Source organism: Streptomyces sp. NPDC086519 (genome assembly GCF_040686075.1).
Lineage (GTDB): Bacteria > Actinomycetota > Actinomycetes > Streptomycetales > Streptomycetaceae > Streptomyces > Streptomyces shenzhenensis.
On record NZ_JBFBJL010000003.1, the window covers coordinates 148709 to 168235 of the forward strand.

Genomic DNA, 19527 nt, shown 5'->3' on the forward strand with positions numbered 1-19527 from the left:
GTCGGCGCTTCCCCCATCGTGCGCCGCGGCTTCCCAGGGCCTCCAGCCCTGCACCACCCCCCGGTCGGGGCTGGAGGCCACCCATCAGCACACCCCAGAGAGGGTCACATGAGCACCGAAAGCACCACAAAGCAGGCCGCGCCACTCGCGTGTGCCGCCTGCGGAGACGAGGGCGGCCCGTTCGCCAAGGACGGACTCTGCGAGGACTGCACCGACGCCGAACGGATCCTGCGCAGCGCACTCGAAGACGGCGGCTGGCTCGACGCCAACGCCAGCCGACTGATGGGCGCCTACGCCGCAGCCATCCTCGGCCGGACCGCCAACACCCTCCACGCCATCCCCGGCAACGAGACCGCCGCCCGCATCGTCGGACGCGCCGCGAGGGGGATGCGCCGATGACCACCGCGACGGAGGCGCCGGCCGAGGTCGAGCCCGGCCTGTACGACATCGACGCCGAGCTGTACCACTCGGATCCCATCCCCGGCGGCAGCCTCTCCTCGACCGGCGCCCGCAAGCTCGTCAAGGACTGCCCCGCAAAGTTCAAGTACTGGTCCGAGCATCCCGAGCCGCCGAAGAAGGAGTTCGACCTCGGCACCGCGGCACACACGCTCGTCCTCGGCAACGGTCCCGAGCTGGTCGTCGTCAACGCGGAGAAGTGGACGACCAACGCCGTCAAGGCAGAGGTCGCCGCGATACGCGCCGAAGGCAAGACCCCGCTCAAGCCGTCCGAGCTGGAGCAGGTCAAGGCCATGGCCGCTGCACTGCGAGCCGACGAGGAGGCCGCGCCCCTCCTGGAGCCCGGATCCGGCGTGGCTGAGCAGTCCGCGTTCTGGGAGGACAACGGCGTCTGGCGGCGGGCCCGCTTCGACTGGCTGCGCCACGACGGACAGATCGTCGACTACAAGACCACCAAGTCCGCGAACCCCATCGACCTGCCGAAGGTGATCCACGACTGGGGCTACCACCAGCAGCAGGAGTACTACCTCGACGCCGGGCTCGCCCTCGACCTGATCGACCCCGAGAAGCCGTTCCAGTTCGTGCTGCAGGAGAAGGAACCGCCCTACCTCGTGGTCGTCACCACCTGCGACCCGATGGCCCGCAGCATCGGCCGCCACCTCAACACGGTCGCCCTCAACACCTACGCCATCTGCCGAGAAACCGGCGACTGGCACGGCTACATGCCCAACCCGATGACCGCGCTGCCCTCGTGGGTCGAGCGCCAGTACGCCTAGGAGAAACCCGCATGAACCAGCCGCTTGGCCAGCCCGTCCGCGCCGGACGCCAAAACCAGCAGCCCGATGAGTACGACGACAGTCCCTTCACCTTCCGGCCCGCAACCCGGGGCCGAGTCAAGGCCCGCATGTCCATCCAGGGCGTCGCCGGATGCGGCAAGACGTGGACCGCCCTCAACATCGCCCACGGCCTGAACAAGGGTGAGCGCTTCGCCGTCATCGACACCGAGCGCGAGTCGGCAAGCCTCTACCTCGGCGTCAACGGCATCTACTTCGACTCCCTGAACATGCACCGCTACGACCCGCGCGACCTCGTCAAGGCGCTAGCCTCCGCCGCCCAGGCCGGCTACGGCACGGTCGTCGTCGACTCCCTCTCCCACTTCTGGAAGGGCACCGACGGAACCCTCGACCAGGTCGAGAAGGCCAAGTCGAAGTACGGCGGCAACAGCTTCGCCGGCTGGAAGGACGGCACCCCGCTCCAGAACGACATGATCGACGCTCTGCTGTCGTTCCCCGGCCACGTCATCGCGACGATGCGCTCCCACACGGAGTGGGTGCTGCAGGAGAACGAGCGCGGCAAGAAGGAACCGGTCGCCGTCGGCATGCGCGCGGAGCAGCGCAAGGGCGTCGAGTACGAGTTCAGCATCGTCGCCGAGATGGACATCAACAACCGGATGCGGTTCCTCAAGTCCCGCTGCCCGACCTTCCACCAGCAGGTGCTGGAAAAGCCCGACGGGATCCGCGACATCGCCAAGCCGCTCCTCGACTGGCTGAACGACGGCACCGAGACCGTTGACCCGGCTGCCTACGTCGACGACGCGCAGTCGGCTGACGCCACTGCGGACAGCCTGCTCGCCCTGTACCGCGAGGTTGAGTCCCGCGGGCTCCTGGCCTCCCCGCTCATGCACCCGGACACGGGCCAGCCGACCAGTCTCGGCGCCTACATCAAGGAGCGCGGTACGGCGCTCAAGAACGCCCAGCAGTAGCCCGCACACAGCGAAGGCCGCCCGCGGGCGAATCGCGGGCGGCCTGTCACCCGACAAGGACACCACACATGACCGACTTCTGGCGCCGCCTCCTCGCGGCCCTCACCCACACCGGCCCCGGCTACAACCCCGCGGCCACCCGCGAAACCGACCTCCACGCCCCCCTCACCACCCTCGCCGAACGCTGGGAGCAGATGGCCAAGGCCGGCCCGGACTTCGGCGACGAGCTCCTCATCGACGAGCCCACCCCCGTCCAGCTTCAGCAGCACGAGCGGGCGACCACCTACCGCCGGGCCGCCGACGACATCCGCGACGTCCTGCGCACCGGCCGCATCCCGCACGGCCTGATGACCGACGCCGAACTGGAGCAGTACGGCCGCACCGAGGAGGCCAGTCGATGACCACCCAACTTCCCGAGTCGACGTTGCTGGTCTGGTACTGCCGCCGCTGCGACAAGTCCTGCAAGGTGCAGCCGCCGGACCCCGAGCAGATCGCCTGCACGTGCACCAGCCCGGTCCCGGGCCTGCACCCCACCCGCGTCACCGTCCTGCACACCCCGAAGCGGCGGCCCATGCACGCCCTCACCGACGAAGAAGCCCGCCTCCGTGCACTCGCCCGGAAAGGGACGCGGGTCCGCGTCACCTTCGAAGGTGAGATCGCCGACGCCATGCAGTGGTCCAACGGCATCTCCCGCGGCCTCGACTTCATCGTCAAGTCGCCCGACGGCCGCCGCCATGCCGTCAACGGATCCCAGCCCGGCCTGCGCATCGAAGCCATCCCCGCCGACGAGGAGAACGCGTCATGACGCACATCCAGCCCGCGTTCGACGGCACCGAGATCGCCGCCCCGGCTCCTGCCGTGACCCGCCGGATAGTCGACGACTTCGAGGCCTGGGTCGACGAGGTGTGGCCGGCGTTCGTTGAGGCCGCAGACACGGGCCTGCCGTTCACCGTCGCTGACGTCGCCGCCCGCAAGCAGCTGCCCGACCCGCCCCGCCCGGCCAGCCAGTGGGGCAGCCTCCCTGCCCGACTGCAGGACGCGGGGATCATCCGCCACCACGGGTTTGGCGGCAGCCAGCGCGCCCACCAGTCCCTCGTCCATGTGTGGATCGGCGTCCCCGCCGCCCACCGCGAAGCCGTCGCACGCCGCCGCCGCGAAGCCCGCGCCGCAGCCCGCGCCGCACGCGCAGCGGAGAGGCGGGCCGCTTGATGGACCGTCTCCAGCATCTCCACGCCGGCGCCATCGTCCCGCTGCTCCTGGTTGCTGCCGCCATCAGCCTCAGCCTCGCCTGCCTGATCGGAGGACGGCGATGACCCTCAGCCCGCTCGCCGACTTCGGCTACGACTTCGTGGCCGCCGTCTGGCCCGGCGTGGTCTTCGTCGGCTGCCTCCTCGCCGCCGCACTCGTCCTCGCCGCCAGCCGCCGCATCTGGCGCAGCCTCCGCACCGCCGAACAGTGGATCAACGAACAGCTGCAGGCACTCCCCGCACCCGCAGCCGACAACCAGGTCGACACCGACGTGCTCACCGCCAGCAACCAGACCCGGAAGGAGACACCGTGACCCGCCGTACCGGAGAAGCCCCCCACCACAACAACCTCACCTGCTACACCGACTACGGATGCCGCCGCCCGGAGTGCGTCGAACGCAAAAACCAGTGGCAACGCGAGCTGCGCCGCAAGAAGCGCGAAGGGCAGCCCACCCTCATCGACGCCGAACCCGTCCGCCAGCACATCCTCAACCTCCAGGAAGCCGGCACCAACACCTACCGCATTGCTCTCCTGTCGGGCGTCAACGACTGGACCGTCCGCGCCTTTCTGCCCGCCAAGGGCGGATGCCGAACCCGCAAGCACACCACCAGCCCCGACATCGCCCGCCGGATCCTCGCAGTCACCGCCGAAGCCGCCGCATCCGGCTACACCAACAACGTCGGTACCCACCGCCGCATCCAAGCCCTAGGCGCCGCCGGCTGGCTCCTCGTCACGATGGCGGAACCCCTCGGCGTGCACCCCCGCTACATCAGCGACCTCATGCGCCGCGAAGACCGCCCCGTGTACGCCGCGACCGCCGCCAAGGTTGCCCGCGGATACGAGCAGTTGAAGACACGGAAGCCGCCCCGCCAGGACCCGCGAGCGGTCAAGCGGATCCGCGAGCAGGCCGCCGCCGAACGCTGGCCGACGATCGCCTACTGGAACAGTCGCATGGACGTCATCGACGACCCGGACTTCGAGCCCATGTACGGCATCACCCGCCGCCTGATCATCGCGCAGGACGCCAACGAGGTCATGCGATTCGCGGGACTCGACCGGCAAGCCGCCGCCGACCGGCTCGGCGTCCACAAGAGCTACCTCGACCACGCCTTCCGTGACCACCCCGAATACGCCGTGGACGTCGCCGCATGAGCGCCGACCGCTACGCGTGGATGGACGACGCGCTCTGCGCGCAGGCCGACCCCGACACGTGGATCGACCTACAGCCCGGCGCCGGCAGCCGCCAACCCAAACGCATCTGCGGTGCTTGCCCAGTCCGGGACGAATGCGGGACGCACTCCCAGCAGCTCCACACCTACGACGGACTCGCACCCGAAGGCGTCTGGGGCGGCCTCAGCAAGACGCAGCGGAAACGGGTGCGGCGCGCAGCCGCCTAGACCGCACACAACAACGGCCCCGCCGTGGCGGGGCCGCCACCCACTGGAAGGAGTGAGCAGGAGTGCTGAACAACCAGATCATCGTCACCGACGCCAGCTTGCATGCATACGCGCGCAAGAACGACCGCGGCATCGTCGACGCTGCTGAACTCACCAACGCCGAGTGGGAGCAGCTTCGAGGTCGGAACGTCAACTCGCCGAAGGCGCAGCTCGTCCAATGCGCCAAGTGCTGGGAGCTGTACCGCGAAGTCCAGTGGCTCAAGACCTACAACACCAGTCGCGGTACCCGTGTCATCAGTCACCAGCCGGGCGAATCTCGACCAGACCACGACTACGAGCCCGTGGAAACGGCCGAGCACCGGGCCTACAACAGCCGGGCATTCAAGATCGGAGAGGTCGAGGGATACAAGCCGCGCCGCGAAGCGTGGGCTCCCAACATGAAGACCCGCGCTGACGTCCTGCTCACCGGCACCCTCACTATCGCCTACGAACACCAGCACTCCCCGTTCAGTGCCACTGGCCGCTACAGCGCGCCCGAAAGGACCCGCCTCGCCCTCGCGGTCGGACGCACACCGATGTGGCACGCCACCCACGACAAGGTCCGTGGCCTGGTGCCGATTCTCCGCACGGACGGCGGCTTGCCCCTGCGGGTGATCGAGAACCCGAACTACCGGCACGAGTTCCGAGGCGGTATCTACCGCATCGACATCTACACCTGCACCGTGCGTGAGGGCCACGAATGCCCGAACGGGAAGTTCGCAGGCTGCGGGAAGTCCCACGCTCGCGGAACGGTCACGGCCGGCCAGTTGGACGACGTACTTCGCGGCGCCCCCGTCGGCACGTACATGCCGGTCGTCGACGCCAAGGTGATCCGCGCGCCTCGGTTCTTCTGGACGGACCGGAAGTCCTACGACCAGTACGTCGCCTATATAGCCGGCCCAGCGGCGCAGCCGCTGTTCGTTGATGCGTCGCCAGAGCGGACGAAGACCAGTAACGGCGCCCGCCTCGGCCACTCCCGCGCCAAGGAGGCCGAGCTGGAGGCGATGCGTCCCCCGGCCGTCCCACTGGATGAGACCGCCGCGGAGGCGCTGGACGAGTTGATCGCGCCTGCGATCCCGCGCCCCGTCCCTGGCATCTGCGAGACCGGCCGGCCCAAGTGTGGGCAGCCCGCTCGCCTGTACGCCGCCGGATGGCGCTGCGACGCGCACCGGCCCACCAGCTACTGGCTTACCGCCAGCTGAAACGACAACGGCCCCGCCGTAGCGGGACCAGAAGGAGACGGAAGGAGGAGGGATGTCAGGACGAGTCGAGCGCGCGCCCCTTGGCGAGATCCAAGGCTTCACGCAGAACACGCGCCCTGTGCCTGGCGTCTGGCGTGTCGAGCCCTTCCAGATCCTCCACGTACCCGCGCAGCTCCCAGAGAGTACCGAAGTCTTCGTAGCTCACGATCACTGCGGCCTTCTTGCCGCGATTGATGAGAACGGTCGGCTCGCCGGCGAAGCGTGCACGGGCGATGACCTCGCCGAGCACGTTGCGTGCTTCGGCGATCTGGTTCTCGTGCACGGTCGGGCGGTCGCTCATGGCCACAGCGTAGCTGATAGCTGCGATGGTCATCCTGCACTCCTTAGCTATAACGGCTTTCTTAGCTATGATAGTCGTCAGCGGGAGGGGTTGAACAGGCCTCCCTAGAGGCCCTGGTTCCGCACGCCCAAAGCCCCTGACCAGCACTCCCCGAAGGACACCTACTCATGGCCCGTGGACACGGTCGGATTCTCACCAGCATCTGGGAGGACCCCGACTTCCTCGCGCTCGACGAGAAGGAGCAGCGGCTCTACCTGTTCCTCATCTCGCAGCCGAACCTGAACCACGCCGGCCTGCTCGACCTGACGCTGCGGCGCTGGTCCCGCAAGGCCCGCGGCCTCACCTCTGCCGAGTTGGAGAAGCTCCTCCAGCGGCTGGAAGAGGCCCGGTTCATCGTCATGGACGACGACACCGAGGAACTCCTCATCCGCTCCTTCGTTCGCAACGACGGCGTCTGGCGCATGCCCAAGGTGATGGGCTCGATGGTCTCTGGGGCCCTGGAGATCTCCTCGCGCCGCCTTCGGACCGCGCTGCTCGCCGAAATGGACCGCATCCCGCTCGACGAGCTCAGCGACGAGCCCACCAAGTACAAGGGGCAGGACGGACCGTCGAACCGGGAGCAGGTCCGTGCCCACATCGAGACCCTCCGGAAGGCGTTCGGCACCCCCGAACCGGACCCGTCGCGAGGGGGTTCCCGAACCCCCTCCGCACCCCCCTCGGAAACCCCCTCCGACCCCCTTCCCGAAGGGGGTAACGAGGGGCCAGCCATACCCTCAACGCGCGGGCGCGGGCGCGCGCCACACGCGCATTCCCCTGCCCCTGCCCCTGCCCCTGCCCCTGCCCCATCCCTTGTGGGGGTTGAAGTGGGTGTAGAGACCTCAGGTAGTAGCGCGCCGAGCGCCGAACGGCCTGACGGCCTCCCCCTGACGCCCATCGACATCGACGGCTTCACCGTCACCGACACGATGCGCCGCTGGGCCAACGCCACCTATCCCGGCATGGACCTCGACCACTCGACAGCCCAGTTCGTCTCGCACTACCGCTCCACTGGCGCCCGCCGATCCTCTTGGCCGGACGCCTGGCAGAAGTGGATCCGCGACGACGCGAAGAAGGCCGCCGAGCGTCGCACGTCGCGGACCCTGCACGCCGTTGACGGCACCGGCTCCCGCGCCCAGACGCACACCGCAGACGACTACACGAACTCATCAGTGGAGGACCTGTTCGCATCATGAACACCGCCGCCTACGACCCACACGACCATGCCGCCTGGCGGTCCGAAGCCCAAGCCGAAGCCGTCGCCTTCCGGCTGGAAGCCTTCCTCAACCGCCGCCCCGCCGCCTTCGCCGACCCCGGCAACCTGCGAGCCGACGTCCACGCCTGGATGAACAACTACCTCGCCGGCCATCACGGATCCCTGATCCTCACCGGCGAGATCGGCACCACCAAGACCTGGCACTTGTGGAAGCTCAACGAAACCCTCATCCGCGCCGGCTGGGGCGGTCTGTTCCGCATCGCCACCACCTACGACGTCAAGCTCGCCACCGACCGTCCCGTCGACCATGAGCGGCTCACCGCCTGGCGCGACGCGGATCTGTATGCCATCGACGACCTCGGCGCCCGTGCAGTCAACGACTGGACCGCGGACGCCATCAGCGAGCTCATCGACAACCGCTGGCAGAACCGGCGGCCGACGCTCATCGCAACCAACCTGATCGGCCGCGAGATCCGCGACGTCCTCGGCGACCGCGCCTCCTCCCGCCTCGGCGACGGGGCGACTGTCGCCCACTTCACCGGCGCCGACCGCAGGAAGGACAGCAACAAGTGACCCAGGACGACCTCGACGGCGAGCAGCGGCGCGACGAGCGCCCACCGGCCGACATGTCCAGCGAGATGGGTGTTCTCGGAGCGATGATGCTGTCCCGGGACGCGATTGCCGACGTCACCGAAATCATCAAGAACCCTGCGGACTTCTACCGGCCCGCCCACCAGACGATCTTCTCGGCGATCGTCGCCCGGTACACCCTCGGCGCTCCCGTCGACCCGATCGTCCTCGCCGACGACCTGACCAAGAGCGGCGACATCACCCGCATCGGCGGCGCCCCCTACCTGCACCACCTCGTCCAGCAAGTCCCCAGCACCAGCCACGCCGAGCACTACGCCGAGATCGTCCGCGAAAGGGCCGTACTGCGGAACCTGCAGTCGGCCTGTCACCGGACCCTGAGCGAGATCGCCAGCGGTGTGGACGACACCGGCGAACTCCTCGACGACCTGCGAGCCGAAGTCGACGGCATCGTCGACGACACCAATCGCGGCGACGAGGACACCCTCATCGGCGCCGACGGCGAAGACTTCATCGAGCAGCTCGAAGAACTTCAGAAGAACGGGCCGGCCCGAGGCGTCAACACCGGGTTCACCGACTTCGACTCTCTGACCAACGGCCTACAGCCGGGCCAGCTGGTCGTGATTGCGGCCCGGCCAGCCATCGGCAAGACCACCCTGGGAACGGACATCATCCGCCAGGCGGCGATCGTCGACGACCTGCCGGCCGTGTTCTTCAGCCTGGAGATGTCCCGCACCGAACTCAAAATGAAGATCGCGTCCGCTCAGGCGAAGGTCGCCCTGCATCACATGCAGAGCCAGAACGGCATGACCGACGACGACTGGGCGCGGCTCGCCAAAGTCTGGCCGCTGATCAACAAGGCGCCGCTCGACATCGTCGACGACCCCGGCCTGACTCTCACGAAGATCCGATCGCACTGCCGGCGCATCAAGCGCAAGCGGGACCTTCGCCTCGTCGTCATCGACTACCTGCAGCTGATGGAAGGCGAACTGTCCGGCCGCAGCGAGAACCGGCAGCAGGAAGTCGCGAAGATCAGCCGAAGCCTGAAGAAGCTCGCCGCCGAGCTCCACGTTCCCGTGATCGCCATGTCCCAGCTGAACCGCGGCGCCGAGCAGCGCAGCGACAAGAAGCCGCTGCTCTCCGACCTTCGCGAATCCGGAGCCATCGAGCAGGACGCCAACATGGTGATCCTCCTGCACCGCGAAGACGCCTACGACAAGTACTCACCGCGGGCCGGCGAGGCCGACTTCATCGTGGCGAAGAACCGCGGCGGCCCCACGGCGACCATCACCACCGCGTTCCAGGGCCACTACAGCCGCTTCGTCGACATGGCCAGGACGTGATCGCCATGACCGACTCCTGCCCCAACTGCTGCGAGCGCGGCATAGACCCGGCCGCCGAGAAGCGGAGCGGCGACTCGATCGTCCACGGCTACCAGTGCCCCAGCTGCGGCCATCGCTGGGCAACCAGCCGGCTGCTGTCCGCCTACTCCGAAATCCACCGAGCCCGCGAACGCCGACAGGGGAGGGCCGCATGAACGCCCTCGCCGCCGTATCCGGCCCGACTCCGCCGCCCGGCGTGTGCACGTGCGCCCGCTGCGGCGGCAACCCCAACAACCACACCAGCCACCAGGAAGGAGCCGCCGCGTGAGCTCGCGTCGCCCCCGCGTCCTCGACCTGTTCTGCTGCGCCGGCGGCGCCGGAATGGGCTACTGGCTGGCCGGCTTCGACGTCGTCGGCGTCGACATCGTCGACCGGCCCCACTACCCCTTCGAGTTCATCCAGGCCGATGCTCTCGCCGTCATGCGTGAACGCTGCCAGGACTTCCACCTCGTCCACGCCTCTCCGCCCTGCCAGGCCCACACCGCACTGACCAAGGGCACCAATCGCGGCCGCTCCTACGTCGACCTCATCCCGGAGATGCGCGAGCTGTGCCTGTGGTACGGCGTCGACTGGGTCATGGAAAACGTCCCCGGCGCCCCGCTTCGCCGCGATCTCACTCTCTGCGGCGAGCAGTTCAGCCTCGGCGTGATCCGCCACCGCGACTTCGAACTCGGCTGGATCGGCTGCGCCCCGGCCGTCCCCATGCCGCACCGCAAGCACCGCGGACCCGTCCGAGGCTGGCGGCACGGCATCTACCGGGACGGCCCGTACATCGCCGCCTACGGCAAGGGCGGCGGCAAGGGCAACGTCGCCGAGATGCAGCAGGCCATGGGCATCTGGTGGACCGACGTCCACGAGGAACTCACCGAGGCGATCCCGCCGGCCTACACCGAGTGGATCGGCCGCGAGTGGGTGCGCCGCGGGGAGTGGGGCGGCCGCGCCGAGCCCGACGTCGAAGCGCGCCTGGCCCGGCTACGACGCTCTCGCGAGGTTGCCCTCGCCGCCCGTCCTGTTCGCCACCAGCAGGGAGCCGCCGCGTGACCGGCAGTCTCGCCCCGAAGCGCCGTCCGAGCGCCCGCAAGTACCTGACGCCGGCCGCCGAGCAGATCATCGCCGCCTGCTACCCGGGCCAAGCCCTGGCCGCGGTGGTGGAGCGGGCGGTGCGGCAGATGGCGATCCGTGACGGGCTGCTCCCGCCGAAGACCGGCAGGCCGCGGGCCGGACGGGGCGACCCGTGACCGGCCGCGTCACCCCACCCGCTGGCGCCCCACTCAACCTCAGCCCACCCACACCCCACCCAACCACCACAAAAGGACACCCCATGACCAGCACACCCCGCCGCATCCAACGACGACGCACCAAAGGCTGGCGACTCCCCGACAACGCGGTGATCGTCAGCAGGCCCTCCCGCTTCGGGAACCCGTTCACCATCAAGGACGCCATCGACGCCGAGATGGGCGACCCGCACAGTGCCTGCGCCCAGAACTACGCCGAGTGGCTGCGGGTCGGCGCCGAGGGCGGCTGGTACGAGGAGACCTACCGCGTCGGCAAGCAGGTCTTCGACCGGCGCCGGATCCTCGACGACCTGCACCTGTTGCGCGGCAAGGACCTCGCCTGCACGTGCCCGCTGGACAAGCCGTGTCACGCGGATGTCCTGCTTCGGCTCGCGGCCAACCTGCCCGCCTCCTGCCGTCTGTCTGCGGCCCGCTCGTAAAACCCCACCCACCAGCAGAAACACGGAGAAACCCATGACCGACACCGGCCCGAACCCGTACAGCGGCAACCACATCGGCCGCTCCTGGACCAGCCACGAGATCGAAGACAACTGCCCCTGCCCCAAGGCCCCCTGCGGGCTGGTCCTCCAGGACCAGGTGACCGAGGCCTGCCGGGAGCACCACTGGTCCGCAGCGAAGACCACCCGCCAGTCACACCCCGCCGACCGGTGCCCCGCCGCCTGACCTGTCTCTGGCCCCATCACCCAAACCCGAAGGAGAACCGCCGTGTCCGATCGCCCGCTCACCGACCAGCAACTCGACGATGACAACGTCACCGGCCCCGAGTCCGACGAGGGCGAGGACAACGCCCCCAACCCGCCCTACGACCTGCCCGACGACGACTTCCTGGGGTGCTGGGCATGACCGGCAACCCAGTACTGGCTGCCGTGCCGCGGCCGTAACCACACCCACACCAACCACCAGGAGCAGCAGCCATGGACTCAACCGCTTACCGCAAACAACCCAGCATGAACATCCCCAACACCTTCGAAGTCGCCGACGCCACCGGCCGATGGGCCGGAACCTTCGCCGGCTCCGCCCTCGAAGACGCCGAAGCCCTCGTTGCCCGCCTACAGGAACTGGAGCCGGACGCCGGCTGGGACTGGACGTGGATCCGGTGAGCCGGTTCATCGACATCTGGACCGACCGCGGCGAGCCGGTCATCACCGAGGTCTCGCTGGAGTCGTTCCAGCAGCGCCTGGGCGGTCATGACCGTCGCGGCGACTGGGTGTTCACGGTGCTCGACCGTGACGGCCGCCCGTTCCAGATCAGCTGGCATTCCTGGGGGACGGCAGCACATGGGTGCCTGTCTGTCCTGGAGGAGTGAGTTCGGTGGCCAGTTGTTTCTGGCTACTCGCGCGGCCGGGGCGTGCACCTATCACGCCCCGGCCGGCCCCCGACACCCTGCCACACGAGGAGACCCGATGACCGACCAGACCGAGACCGCCCGCAGCCTCCGCGCTGTGTTCACCGTGACCGTGGAGACCAAGCCCGGCCGCGACTACTACTTCGATCACAACGACCTCGTCTGGAACGCCGAGTCGTGGATTGAGAGCGCCTTCGAAGACCGTGACGGCATTCGTGATGTGGCGGTGGTCCGGCATCCGTCCACTGGGGTGGAGCCTGTTGCTGGTCCTCCTGTGCCTGTTGATGGACCACAGGCTGTCCCGGCGCCCGCCACCGACCAGACCGCACTCCGCGACCGCATCGCCGAAGCAGTGCGCGACGCCACCTGCAATGGCGACTGCGGCAAGACCGAGGAGGAGTGCGCCAAGGAGCGCATCCAGCCCTTCGTCTGGCACCACGGAAGGCTCGCCGTCGTCGAAGGGACACCCGAGCAGATCGCCGATGCGGTCCTGGCCGTGTGGCCCGCGGCCGTCGACCGGGCCGCCGTGCTCCGGGACGCCGCCGATGCCGGGGAGGACGTTGCCAATCGGATCCACGCCGCCGGTGACGACCACCGGGCGGGCGGCGCCTACGACGTGGTGGACGCGCTACGTCGTCTGGCTGGCGAGGCGCAGGGCCGGGAGTGCCGGGCGTCGATCTCCGGCAACTGCCTGCGCGAGGCCCAGTCCGAGACGGCGTGCGCGACCGAGGACGGCGAGTGCGTGTACGGCGGCCAGCCCGCCCGTGAGGCGCGGCAGGAGCCGACACAGGACGGCGAGCGGGTGAAGCACTCCGGGCCGCACACGAAGTTCTGCGTCCTGTGCCTGTCCGGCGAGCACGAGCGCGTGGACGACGACACCAGCACGGGGTCTGGGCAGCCCGAGACGAACGAGGAGGCCTGACCATGGCCACGAGCAGCGGCGGCTTCACCGGGATCAGCCTCGCAGGCACCTGGGAATGCGGGAACTGCGGCGCGACCGGCGACGGCTGGTACGACGAGGACGACGGACTCGTCCTGCACGACGAGAACGGGACGCCCTTCGAGCCCGACGACCACGACTGCGGGGCCTGAGCCGCCCCCAGTAGCCCCGTGGCGGCTCTGTGCGGGCGCTGAGACGCACGGGAGCGGCCGGACGGCACTCGGATGCCTCCGGTCGCTCAACGGCCCGCAGACGGGCGCCTGTGACCTCCGAAGCCGCAGACGCCCGCCACAGCCCCGCACAGACCCGCCGACCACCAACACCCCACCCGAACCCCCAGAGGCCTGCACACGGCCACCCAGAGCCCAAGGAGCGCCTGATGCCGCCCCGCCTAGCCCAAGACCTCCCCACCTCCCGCATCGTCGGCGCCCACATCCACACCCTCCGCACCGAACACGGCTGGTCCCTCCGCGAAGTCGCCCGACAAACCGAACTTGCAGGCAAACCCGTCGGCTACCTCACCATCGGCCGCATCGAACGCAACCGCGACCCCGCCCGGCCCGCTGTTGCCGTCATCGCCGACGACCTCATCGCCCTCGCCACCGTGTTCGGCCTGAAGCCCGAACAACTCCTCACCCCACCCGGCTGCTTCGCCTGCATGGACAAGCCACCCACCGGGTTCACCTGCCGCACCTGCGGCGCCGAAGCCTGACCTGCCCTCACCCAGACACCGAAACGAGGCACCCATGACCCTCGCCGAACTCCGCGCCCAACTCGACGCCCTCAACCTCCCCGACGACACCATCGTGATCCTCGCCAAAGACGCCGAAGGCAACGGCCACTCCCCGCTCGTAGAAGTCGACCCCGGCATGTACCTCGCCGACGCCAGCTGGAGCGGCGAGCGCTACCTCACCGAAGCGCAGCGGATGGCCGAGACCGACCCAGACGACTGGTCCCAAGCGCCCGACGACGCCGTGCCCGCCGTCTTCCTCTGGCCCACCAACTGACCGCCGTCCCCCGTCTGCCGCCCCCGCCAGCGGGACGACACCAACCACCACGGAGCAGCCATGACCGTGACATACCCGAAGCGCGTCGCCATCCGGAACACCGTCGGCGTCCACGCATCCCGCGTCATCCCCGAAGGCGACGCCGAGTTCACCGCCTGCGGCCTCACAGTTGACCGACGCGCCGTCGACGCCCCGCCCGAAGTCGAAGTCACCTGCTGGGGATGCCGACGGGAACTCCAGCCGTGACCGCCGTGCAGCTCGCCCTCCCCGACTGCGAACCCACCTGGGCCGAAGCCACCCCACAACCCCGACCCCGCCGAGGCAAAAAGATCACCGGCAGCGAACAACGCGACCTCCACGGACAAGGCCTCACCCCGTGGCAGATCAAACGCATCCGCACCATCCGACTCGCCAGCCAGGAGTACCTATGACCAGCCCCGCCGACGAACTCCGCACCGCCGCCACCCGGCTGCGTGCACTCGCCACCGCAGCATCCACCGACGGCCGCAACAAACCCACCACACGCTGGCACTTCGCGAAACGCGACGACCGCACCGGCTACCTCTACGCCGAAACCCCCGACGGACCCGCCATCAAACTGCTCCTTGGAGGCTCCAGCGGCCCCTACGGACGCGGCATGCACCCGGGCATGCGCACCCAGCACGGCGAATACGCCGCCGCCATGGACCCCGCAGTCGGACTCGCCCTCGCCGACTGGCTGGAGCACGAAGCCGCCGGACACGAAGCCGTCCAAGGCCTCGGCAACGTCACCACCGAACTCCTCAACATCGAACTGGAACAGGACGGCTACGCGGCACAGATCACCCACAGCACGCTCCAGCAAGCCCTCGCCGTCGCCCGCGCAATCCTCGGAGGCCAGCCGTGACCGTCAGCAGCAGCCCCCGCGGCGAACACCCCGGCCGTCCCGGCGTCACCTGGCAGACCGAACTCGCCCGCACCGAGACCGTCATCCCCGACGACGCACCCGACCCCACACCCAACCGCGCCACACGGCGGGCCCTCGCCCGCGCAGCCAGGAGGAAGAAGTGACCGACCCCGACCGTGAGCGGCGTATCGCCCACCTCGACGCCCGCGCCCACAACACAACCATCGCGTTCCCGCCCAGCGATGAGCACACCCAAACCACCCCGAACAACCCGCTCCAGCAGCGCATCACCCGAGCGCTCGAAGAGGCCGACGAACACTGGTGCCGAATGCAAGACGGCGTCGACTACGAGGCGCTCGGTGCTGCGGTCCTCGCCGAGCTCCAGCGTGAACTGGCCGCGCTCGCCCGCGTCCAGGCGCTCGCCGTCGAGTATCCGGTCGCGATCCCCACCAACCTCATCGACGAAACCCTCCCGGAGCCCACCCCATGACCGACACCCACAGCCTCACCGTCCAACAGGCCGACGCACTCTGGGACGCCATCGCCATCCCCGGCCCCCAACAGCCCACATTCACGGACCAGCACGAACGGGTCTGCCGGACGGTCACCGAACTGCTCGACGAAGCGATGGCCGGACCGCGGCTGGTCTTCGACGAGATCCGTACCCTGCACGCCCCGGCCCCCGACTGGTCCTGGGCTGCGTTCGGCTGCACGCACACGGACAAGCACAGTCAGCTCTGCGCGCGCTGCCGGACCTGCTACCCGTGCCCGACGCTCGCCGCCCTCGACGAGCCCGCGCACGAACCAGCAGCCGACGGCCCGCCCCTGTACGACAAGATCGCGAGCATGTTCAGCGAGCCGCTCCCGCCACCCGGAGACGAACCGCCCGCGACCGTACTGCCGTGCAGCTCCGCCCGTTTCCGCGACCGCCACGACCCGCACCGGTGGGAACCCCAGCCCGGCATGCGCCCCGTGCAATGCCCGGGGTACGCGCACGTACCAGCAGCAACCGAGGAGCAGCCGTGACCTGCGACAACGGACGGAGCGTCATTCTCGATTCGTCGTAATCGCGGTGGTATTGACCGATAGAATGGACACACAAAGCGGCCCCTGCGGGTGCTGGAACACCAGACAGGGGCCTGACCAGAGGAGTGTGGTCCTCATGGCTGACGAACAGCCTATTCTCGCAGGCCTACCAGGCAAGTCCCGCCTTGGAAGGTATGTCTACGTCATCGAGTTCAGTTCCGGTGTCGTCAAGGTCGGCATGGCATCCAGCGCAGCTACTCGCTTCGCCCAGCACAACAACGCCGCGCGTATCCACGGGAGTTCGATCGACCGGCATTGGGTGTCGCCACCCCATGTCCGTGCTGGTGCGAACGAGAAGGCTCTGATCGAATTCTGTAAGCGCAGGGCCGACGTTGTGCATGGCGCGGAGTACTTCACGGGCGTCGAGTTCGATGACGTCGTCACACACGCCAAGGGATTGAGCTTCCCCATCCTGTCGAAGCGGGAACGCGAACAAGTGACGGTAGACGCTCAGCGCACCGCAAAGAGCATCGTGAACGGTTTCGGCCGCACAGTAAAACTGCCCCCACTGATGACGCGATCGGGAGCCCCTGCCGAGTGGGGGATCCCATGTCGAGACACGAACGAACTCATCTGCAGAACACTCGGTCTGCCAGACGACGTGGTCGACCAGCTCGACGAAGATGACAACGAGGCCGTCGTTGACCTCTTGATCGCGTTCTACAACGCAGAGAACGACATTCGCGTGATCGAAGAATGGCTCGGCCGGGCGCGCGAGAGGCGAGACAGGGTTCTTCACGACCAGCGCGTGCAACTCGCGCAACTCCTGTCAGACAAGCATGACTTGGACTAATTTCCGGTTCCCTGTCGCCTACGCGACGGGTGAAGGGCTCGACTTCATCGACGATCGGTGGAAGAAGCGCGCCGCAGCCTGACTGGCCGGCGCGACCGCCACCACCGGGCCCCGCCACCGTGCGGGGCCCGCCGCATCCCTGGCATTCCGCAGATGGCCGTGTGCGAACCCCCGGCAGGAGTAGGCCCGAAAGAGGACACTGCCCCCATGACGACCCTCAGCATCACCGAGGAGAAGCTCAACGAACTCCTCGCCAACGAGTACATCCCCGCCGCACACCGCGCCCTGTGGGCGCTCCTGTGGGACGGTGAGATCAGGCTCAGCGAAGCCCTGTCGCTGGACGTCCGTGACCTCGACCTCGATGCCCGCACTGCGCAGGTAGACTACCGGGCCAAGCCTGGCCCCGACAGTGCGCCGATCAGCGAGCGCGCAGCCGTCCTGCTCCGCGAAGCGATCGGCGAAGAGACCGAAGGACCAGCCATCCACCGCTTCGGACAGCCGATCTCCGTGCGCGGGGCGTCGATGACCGCCCGCAGTCACGGTGTCAGCATCCACGCCTTCCGCCATTCCGGACCTTGCCGCCCCGCCTACGCCAGGAACTCCACCGACGGGTGATCATGGGCGCACCACCGCCCCGGCACCCTCCACTGCGAGAGGAAGCCGGGGCGAACCCATGTCTGGCACCCTGGGGGGTGCGGCATCCGGGTGGAAGACCCGGCGCGCGTGACCTGCTCCGCGTGGTAGGTGGAACGCCACCGGCCGGAAGGGCGCCGACCCCCGTGCCGCACCCATCCGGGCGACACCACGACTAGCCGCCCCACCGCCGGCACAACATCCCCGCATGAACGACGCCGACATCAAAGCTCTCTGCGCCGCCCACAACATCGACACCCACACCACCACCGCAGACGACGGGCACTCGCTCCTCACCCTCACCGAAACCGGCTGGCGCACCCCCACCCAGCCACGCATCCGGCGCCGCCGACACCGGAGCCGCCGTGAACGGCGCCGGCTCACCATGCACCGGGGCCGTCGGCGTGTCGTGCTTCGCACCCTCAGCCAGCTGGCCGATCACCTGCCAGCGGTGCTCGCGACCAGCGACCGTCGCAGCGAACGCGTAGGGGTGAGGGCCGCTGTCCAACACCTCCACCCGCTGCACATCCGGCGAGTTTTTCAGCAGGTCAACGAGGTGATCGCGGAAATCCAGCGGGCGCATCAGTGATCATTCCTTTCGGCAGGGCCCCGCCAGTCTAGAGAGTGACTTGGGGGGAGTGTGTGATTCAGGAAGTAGTGCTGGGCGGGCTCGAACAGGCCGCCCGGAATCTTCACCGAGACCTCGTCGGGAGTAGCACAAACGGCCTCGGTGACCTCTCGCGTGCTGGCCGCATGCGCGTCCTCGCCCGCGCGAGCGGCAGCGAGCGCGGAGGAGGATTGCAAGCCTGCATCTTCCTCGCCCGTCTTACTTCCAGTCTTACCGTCCGTCTTCCAAGTACTTGAGCGCTGATCGGCCGTGTACTGGTCGACCGAGGACTGGTCCGCCGAGGACTGGTCCGCCGAGCGCGGCAAACCCGTACTCGGTGCCACCTCGGACAACGCCTCGGGCACTGCAGACACGAACGTCGTCGTTTCCCACTGGCCGCCCGGCGTCCGGCGCTTCACATGCACGACATATCCCTCCCTCTCCAGCTCTCGCATCGCCATCTGCAGAGCCTCCCGCCCCTCGGCGACGAAGCCGTTCTTCCGCGCATCCGCACTCCAGCCGGCCAGCTTGGCAATCGTGATGCTGTTGTCCGGCGGGTAGCTCAGCAGCTCCAGCAACAGGCCCTTCGCTCGGAAGCTGATCCGCCTGTTGCGCGCCGCAAGGTTGTCCACACCCGTCCACCCGGTCTCGGGCAGCACTCGGATGACCTTCATGCAAGTCCTCGATTTTGCGCAGGCCGCATGCCCGCTGATCTGCGAAGCGGCCGGACAGATGGTGGCTGTCCAGCCGCTTCAGTGGATCCTTGGGAATTACGCGGACGCGGCGCGCGCCATGTACGCGGCACGGACTTCGACGAGCTCGCGGTGCGTCGCCCGCATCTGCTCCAGCCGGCCAGCGAGCGCGTTGATGACCGTCTCCAGGCCGTCCGGGTCGAGGCCGTCGATGAAGTGGTCGTCGACCAGCTCGACCACCGCGAACGGCAGCCGCTCCGAGATCTTCGCCGACCACGGCTCGACCTTGATGACCGTGTCCAGCACCCGGAACTCCTCCGGGCTGCCGTTCTCGTTCACCGGCAGCGTCAGCCCCTGAGCCCAGAACCAGCACCAGATGTCTTCACGGAACACCGGCTCCGCCATGTCCTCCTTGTGCGACAGCGTGCAGCCGGGCATGCAGGTGTACGGGACGGTCTCGCCAGTGCGACGGTCAACGAACGACCACGAGCGGGAGGTGATGGACGCCGCAGGCGCAGAGGTCTGGGCAGGCACTACAGTGGTCACGGAACTACCTCTCATGCAGGGAGTGGGTTCT

Annotated in this window: 36 protein-coding genes; 33 read left to right on the top strand and 3 right to left on the bottom strand. The window is 68.5% G+C overall.

The window, feature by feature from the left end:
- Positions 1-108 precede the first annotated feature (108 nt).
- The 10 genes from AB0P24_RS05010 (at position 109) to AB0P24_RS05055 (ending at position 6104) form a co-directional block, all read left to right on the top strand.
- A complete protein-coding gene (locus tag AB0P24_RS05010; protein ID WP_365790802.1) occupies positions 109-399 on the top strand; it encodes a hypothetical protein in 291 nt (96 codons plus the stop codon).
- Positions 396-1232: a PD-(D/E)XK nuclease-like domain-containing protein gene (locus AB0P24_RS05015; protein WP_365790803.1), complete on the top strand. Its 837-nt coding sequence runs from the start codon at positions 396-398 to the stop codon at positions 1230-1232. Before AB0P24_RS05010 ends, AB0P24_RS05015 begins: the two co-directional genes overlap by 4 nt.
- 11 nt (positions 1233-1243) lie before the next feature.
- The gene (locus tag AB0P24_RS05020; RefSeq protein WP_365790804.1) at positions 1244-2218 is read left to right on the top strand and encodes an ATP-binding protein; all 975 of its coding nucleotides are present in this window, start codon (positions 1244-1246) and stop codon (positions 2216-2218) included.
- A 68-nt stretch (positions 2219-2286) separates the two neighbouring features.
- On the top strand, positions 2287-2619 hold the full coding sequence (locus AB0P24_RS05025) for a hypothetical protein (protein WP_365790805.1): 333 nt from the start codon (positions 2287-2289) through the stop codon (positions 2617-2619).
- Complete coding sequence (locus tag AB0P24_RS05030) at positions 2616-3023, top strand: hypothetical protein (RefSeq protein ID WP_365790806.1); 408 nt, start codon at positions 2616-2618, stop codon at positions 3021-3023. The genes AB0P24_RS05025 and AB0P24_RS05030 overlap by 4 nt, the downstream gene beginning before the upstream one ends.
- Positions 3020-3427: a hypothetical protein gene (locus AB0P24_RS05035; protein ID WP_365790807.1), complete on the top strand. Its 408-nt coding sequence runs from the start codon at positions 3020-3022 to the stop codon at positions 3425-3427. Before AB0P24_RS05030 ends, AB0P24_RS05035 begins: the two co-directional genes overlap by 4 nt.
- A 100-nt stretch (positions 3428-3527) precedes the next feature.
- Positions 3528-3779 carry a hypothetical protein gene (locus tag AB0P24_RS05040; protein ID WP_365790808.1) on the top strand — a complete coding sequence of 84 codons (252 nt, stop codon included), beginning with the start codon at positions 3528-3530 and terminating at the stop codon, positions 3777-3779.
- Positions 3776-4618, top strand: a complete 843-nt coding sequence (locus tag AB0P24_RS05045) for a hypothetical protein (protein ID WP_365790809.1) — start codon at positions 3776-3778, stop codon at positions 4616-4618. Before AB0P24_RS05040 ends, AB0P24_RS05045 begins: the two co-directional genes overlap by 4 nt.
- Positions 4615-4863, top strand: a complete 249-nt coding sequence (locus AB0P24_RS05050) for a WhiB family transcriptional regulator (RefSeq protein ID WP_365790810.1) — start codon at positions 4615-4617, stop codon at positions 4861-4863. Before AB0P24_RS05045 ends, AB0P24_RS05050 begins: the two co-directional genes overlap by 4 nt.
- A gap of 62 nt (positions 4864-4925) precedes the next feature.
- On the top strand, positions 4926-6104 hold the full coding sequence (locus AB0P24_RS05055) for a hypothetical protein (RefSeq protein ID WP_365790811.1): 1179 nt from the start codon (positions 4926-4928) through the stop codon (positions 6102-6104).
- A 55-nt stretch (positions 6105-6159) separates the two neighbouring features.
- On the opposite strand, the gene AB0P24_RS05060 is transcribed toward AB0P24_RS05055, so the two are convergent.
- Positions 6160-6477, bottom strand: coding sequence for a type II toxin-antitoxin system Phd/YefM family antitoxin (locus AB0P24_RS05060; protein WP_365790812.1), 318 nt, complete (start codon positions 6475-6477; stop codon positions 6160-6162).
- Positions 6478-6611: 134 nt separating this feature from the next.
- Between AB0P24_RS05060 and AB0P24_RS05065 the strand changes: the two genes are divergently transcribed.
- The 23 genes from AB0P24_RS05065 to AB0P24_RS05175 all read left to right on the top strand — a co-directional run bounded on the left by AB0P24_RS05065 (position 6612) and on the right by AB0P24_RS05175 (position 18240).
- On the top strand, positions 6612-7676 hold the full coding sequence (locus AB0P24_RS05065; RefSeq protein ID WP_365790813.1) for a hypothetical protein: 1065 nt from the start codon (positions 6612-6614) through the stop codon (positions 7674-7676).
- Positions 7673-8269, top strand: coding sequence for a hypothetical protein (locus tag AB0P24_RS05070; RefSeq protein WP_365790814.1), 597 nt, complete (start codon positions 7673-7675; stop codon positions 8267-8269). The genes AB0P24_RS05065 and AB0P24_RS05070 overlap by 4 nt, the downstream gene beginning before the upstream one ends.
- A complete protein-coding gene (dnaB, locus tag AB0P24_RS05075; RefSeq protein WP_365790815.1) occupies positions 8266-9627 on the top strand; it encodes a replicative DNA helicase in 1362 nt (453 codons plus the stop codon). The genes AB0P24_RS05070 and dnaB overlap by 4 nt, the downstream gene beginning before the upstream one ends.
- Positions 9628-9632: 5 nt before the next feature.
- Positions 9633-9821 (top strand): hypothetical protein, encoded by a 189-nt coding sequence (locus tag AB0P24_RS05080; RefSeq protein WP_365790816.1) that lies wholly within the window; start codon positions 9633-9635, stop codon positions 9819-9821.
- Between the two features lie 166 nt (positions 9822-9987).
- Positions 9988-10707, top strand: coding sequence for a DNA methylase (locus AB0P24_RS05085; protein ID WP_365790941.1), 720 nt, complete (start codon positions 9988-9990; stop codon positions 10705-10707).
- The gene (locus AB0P24_RS05090; RefSeq protein ID WP_365790817.1) at positions 10704-10904 is read left to right on the top strand and encodes a hypothetical protein; all 201 of its coding nucleotides are present in this window, start codon (positions 10704-10706) and stop codon (positions 10902-10904) included. The genes AB0P24_RS05085 and AB0P24_RS05090 overlap by 4 nt, the downstream gene beginning before the upstream one ends.
- Positions 10905-10987: 83 nt before the next feature.
- A complete protein-coding gene (locus tag AB0P24_RS05095; protein WP_365790818.1) occupies positions 10988-11380 on the top strand; it encodes a DUF4326 domain-containing protein in 393 nt (130 codons plus the stop codon).
- Between the two features lie 34 nt (positions 11381-11414).
- Positions 11415-11624: a hypothetical protein gene (locus AB0P24_RS05100; RefSeq protein ID WP_365790819.1), complete on the top strand. Its 210-nt coding sequence runs from the start codon at positions 11415-11417 to the stop codon at positions 11622-11624.
- A 42-nt stretch (positions 11625-11666) separates the two neighbouring features.
- Positions 11667-11804, top strand: a complete 138-nt coding sequence (locus tag AB0P24_RS05105; RefSeq protein WP_365790820.1) for a hypothetical protein — start codon at positions 11667-11669, stop codon at positions 11802-11804.
- 71 nt (positions 11805-11875) lie between these two features.
- Positions 11876-12061 carry a hypothetical protein gene (locus AB0P24_RS05110; RefSeq protein WP_365790821.1) on the top strand — a complete coding sequence of 62 codons (186 nt, stop codon included), beginning with the start codon at positions 11876-11878 and terminating at the stop codon, positions 12059-12061.
- A complete protein-coding gene (locus AB0P24_RS05115) occupies positions 12058-12267 on the top strand; it encodes a hypothetical protein (protein ID WP_365790822.1) in 210 nt (69 codons plus the stop codon). Before AB0P24_RS05110 ends, AB0P24_RS05115 begins: the two co-directional genes overlap by 4 nt.
- Before the next feature lie 97 nt (positions 12268-12364).
- On the top strand, positions 12365-13228 hold the full coding sequence (locus tag AB0P24_RS05120) for a hypothetical protein (RefSeq protein WP_365790823.1): 864 nt from the start codon (positions 12365-12367) through the stop codon (positions 13226-13228).
- 2 nt (positions 13229-13230) lie between these two features.
- Entirely contained in the window at positions 13231-13398 is a 168-nt protein-coding gene (locus tag AB0P24_RS05125; RefSeq protein WP_365790824.1) for a hypothetical protein, read from the top strand.
- Between the two features lie 227 nt (positions 13399-13625).
- Complete coding sequence (locus AB0P24_RS05130) at positions 13626-13958, top strand: helix-turn-helix transcriptional regulator (protein WP_365790825.1); 333 nt, start codon at positions 13626-13628, stop codon at positions 13956-13958.
- Positions 13959-13992: 34 nt separating this feature from the next.
- Positions 13993-14253: a hypothetical protein gene (locus AB0P24_RS05135; protein WP_365790826.1), complete on the top strand. Its 261-nt coding sequence runs from the start codon at positions 13993-13995 to the stop codon at positions 14251-14253.
- A 60-nt stretch (positions 14254-14313) separates the two neighbouring features.
- Positions 14314-14499 carry a hypothetical protein gene (locus tag AB0P24_RS05140; protein WP_365790827.1) on the top strand — a complete coding sequence of 62 codons (186 nt, stop codon included), beginning with the start codon at positions 14314-14316 and terminating at the stop codon, positions 14497-14499.
- A gap of 181 nt (positions 14500-14680) precedes the next feature.
- A complete protein-coding gene (locus AB0P24_RS05145) occupies positions 14681-15139 on the top strand; it encodes a hypothetical protein (protein ID WP_365790828.1) in 459 nt (152 codons plus the stop codon).
- Entirely contained in the window at positions 15136-15303 is a 168-nt protein-coding gene (locus AB0P24_RS05150) for a hypothetical protein (protein ID WP_365790829.1), read from the top strand. Before AB0P24_RS05145 ends, AB0P24_RS05150 begins: the two co-directional genes overlap by 4 nt.
- Positions 15300-15629: a hypothetical protein gene (locus tag AB0P24_RS05155; RefSeq protein ID WP_365790830.1), complete on the top strand. Its 330-nt coding sequence runs from the start codon at positions 15300-15302 to the stop codon at positions 15627-15629. The genes AB0P24_RS05150 and AB0P24_RS05155 overlap by 4 nt, the downstream gene beginning before the upstream one ends.
- Positions 15626-16165 (top strand): hypothetical protein, encoded by a 540-nt coding sequence (locus AB0P24_RS05160; protein WP_365790831.1) that lies wholly within the window; start codon positions 15626-15628, stop codon positions 16163-16165. The genes AB0P24_RS05155 and AB0P24_RS05160 overlap by 4 nt, the downstream gene beginning before the upstream one ends.
- Positions 16166-16301: 136 nt before the next feature.
- On the top strand, positions 16302-17018 hold the full coding sequence (locus AB0P24_RS05165) for a hypothetical protein (protein WP_365790832.1): 717 nt from the start codon (positions 16302-16304) through the stop codon (positions 17016-17018).
- A gap of 207 nt (positions 17019-17225) precedes the next feature.
- Positions 17226-17633 carry a site-specific integrase gene (locus AB0P24_RS05170; RefSeq protein ID WP_365790833.1) on the top strand — a complete coding sequence of 136 codons (408 nt, stop codon included), beginning with the start codon at positions 17226-17228 and terminating at the stop codon, positions 17631-17633.
- Positions 17634-17859: 226 nt separating this feature from the next.
- The gene (locus AB0P24_RS05175; RefSeq protein ID WP_365790834.1) at positions 17860-18240 is read left to right on the top strand and encodes a hypothetical protein; all 381 of its coding nucleotides are present in this window, start codon (positions 17860-17862) and stop codon (positions 18238-18240) included.
- Here AB0P24_RS05175 and AB0P24_RS05180 read toward each other — a convergent pair.
- Both AB0P24_RS05180 and AB0P24_RS05185 read right to left on the bottom strand, forming a co-directional pair.
- Entirely contained in the window at positions 18234-18932 is a 699-nt protein-coding gene (locus AB0P24_RS05180; RefSeq protein ID WP_365790835.1) for a hypothetical protein, read from the bottom strand. The two genes, AB0P24_RS05175 and AB0P24_RS05180, sit on opposite strands and share 7 nt — an antisense overlap.
- Before the next feature lie 96 nt (positions 18933-19028).
- A complete protein-coding gene (locus AB0P24_RS05185; protein WP_365790836.1) occupies positions 19029-19388 on the bottom strand; it encodes a hypothetical protein in 360 nt (119 codons plus the stop codon).
- Positions 19389-19527 lie beyond the last annotated feature (139 nt).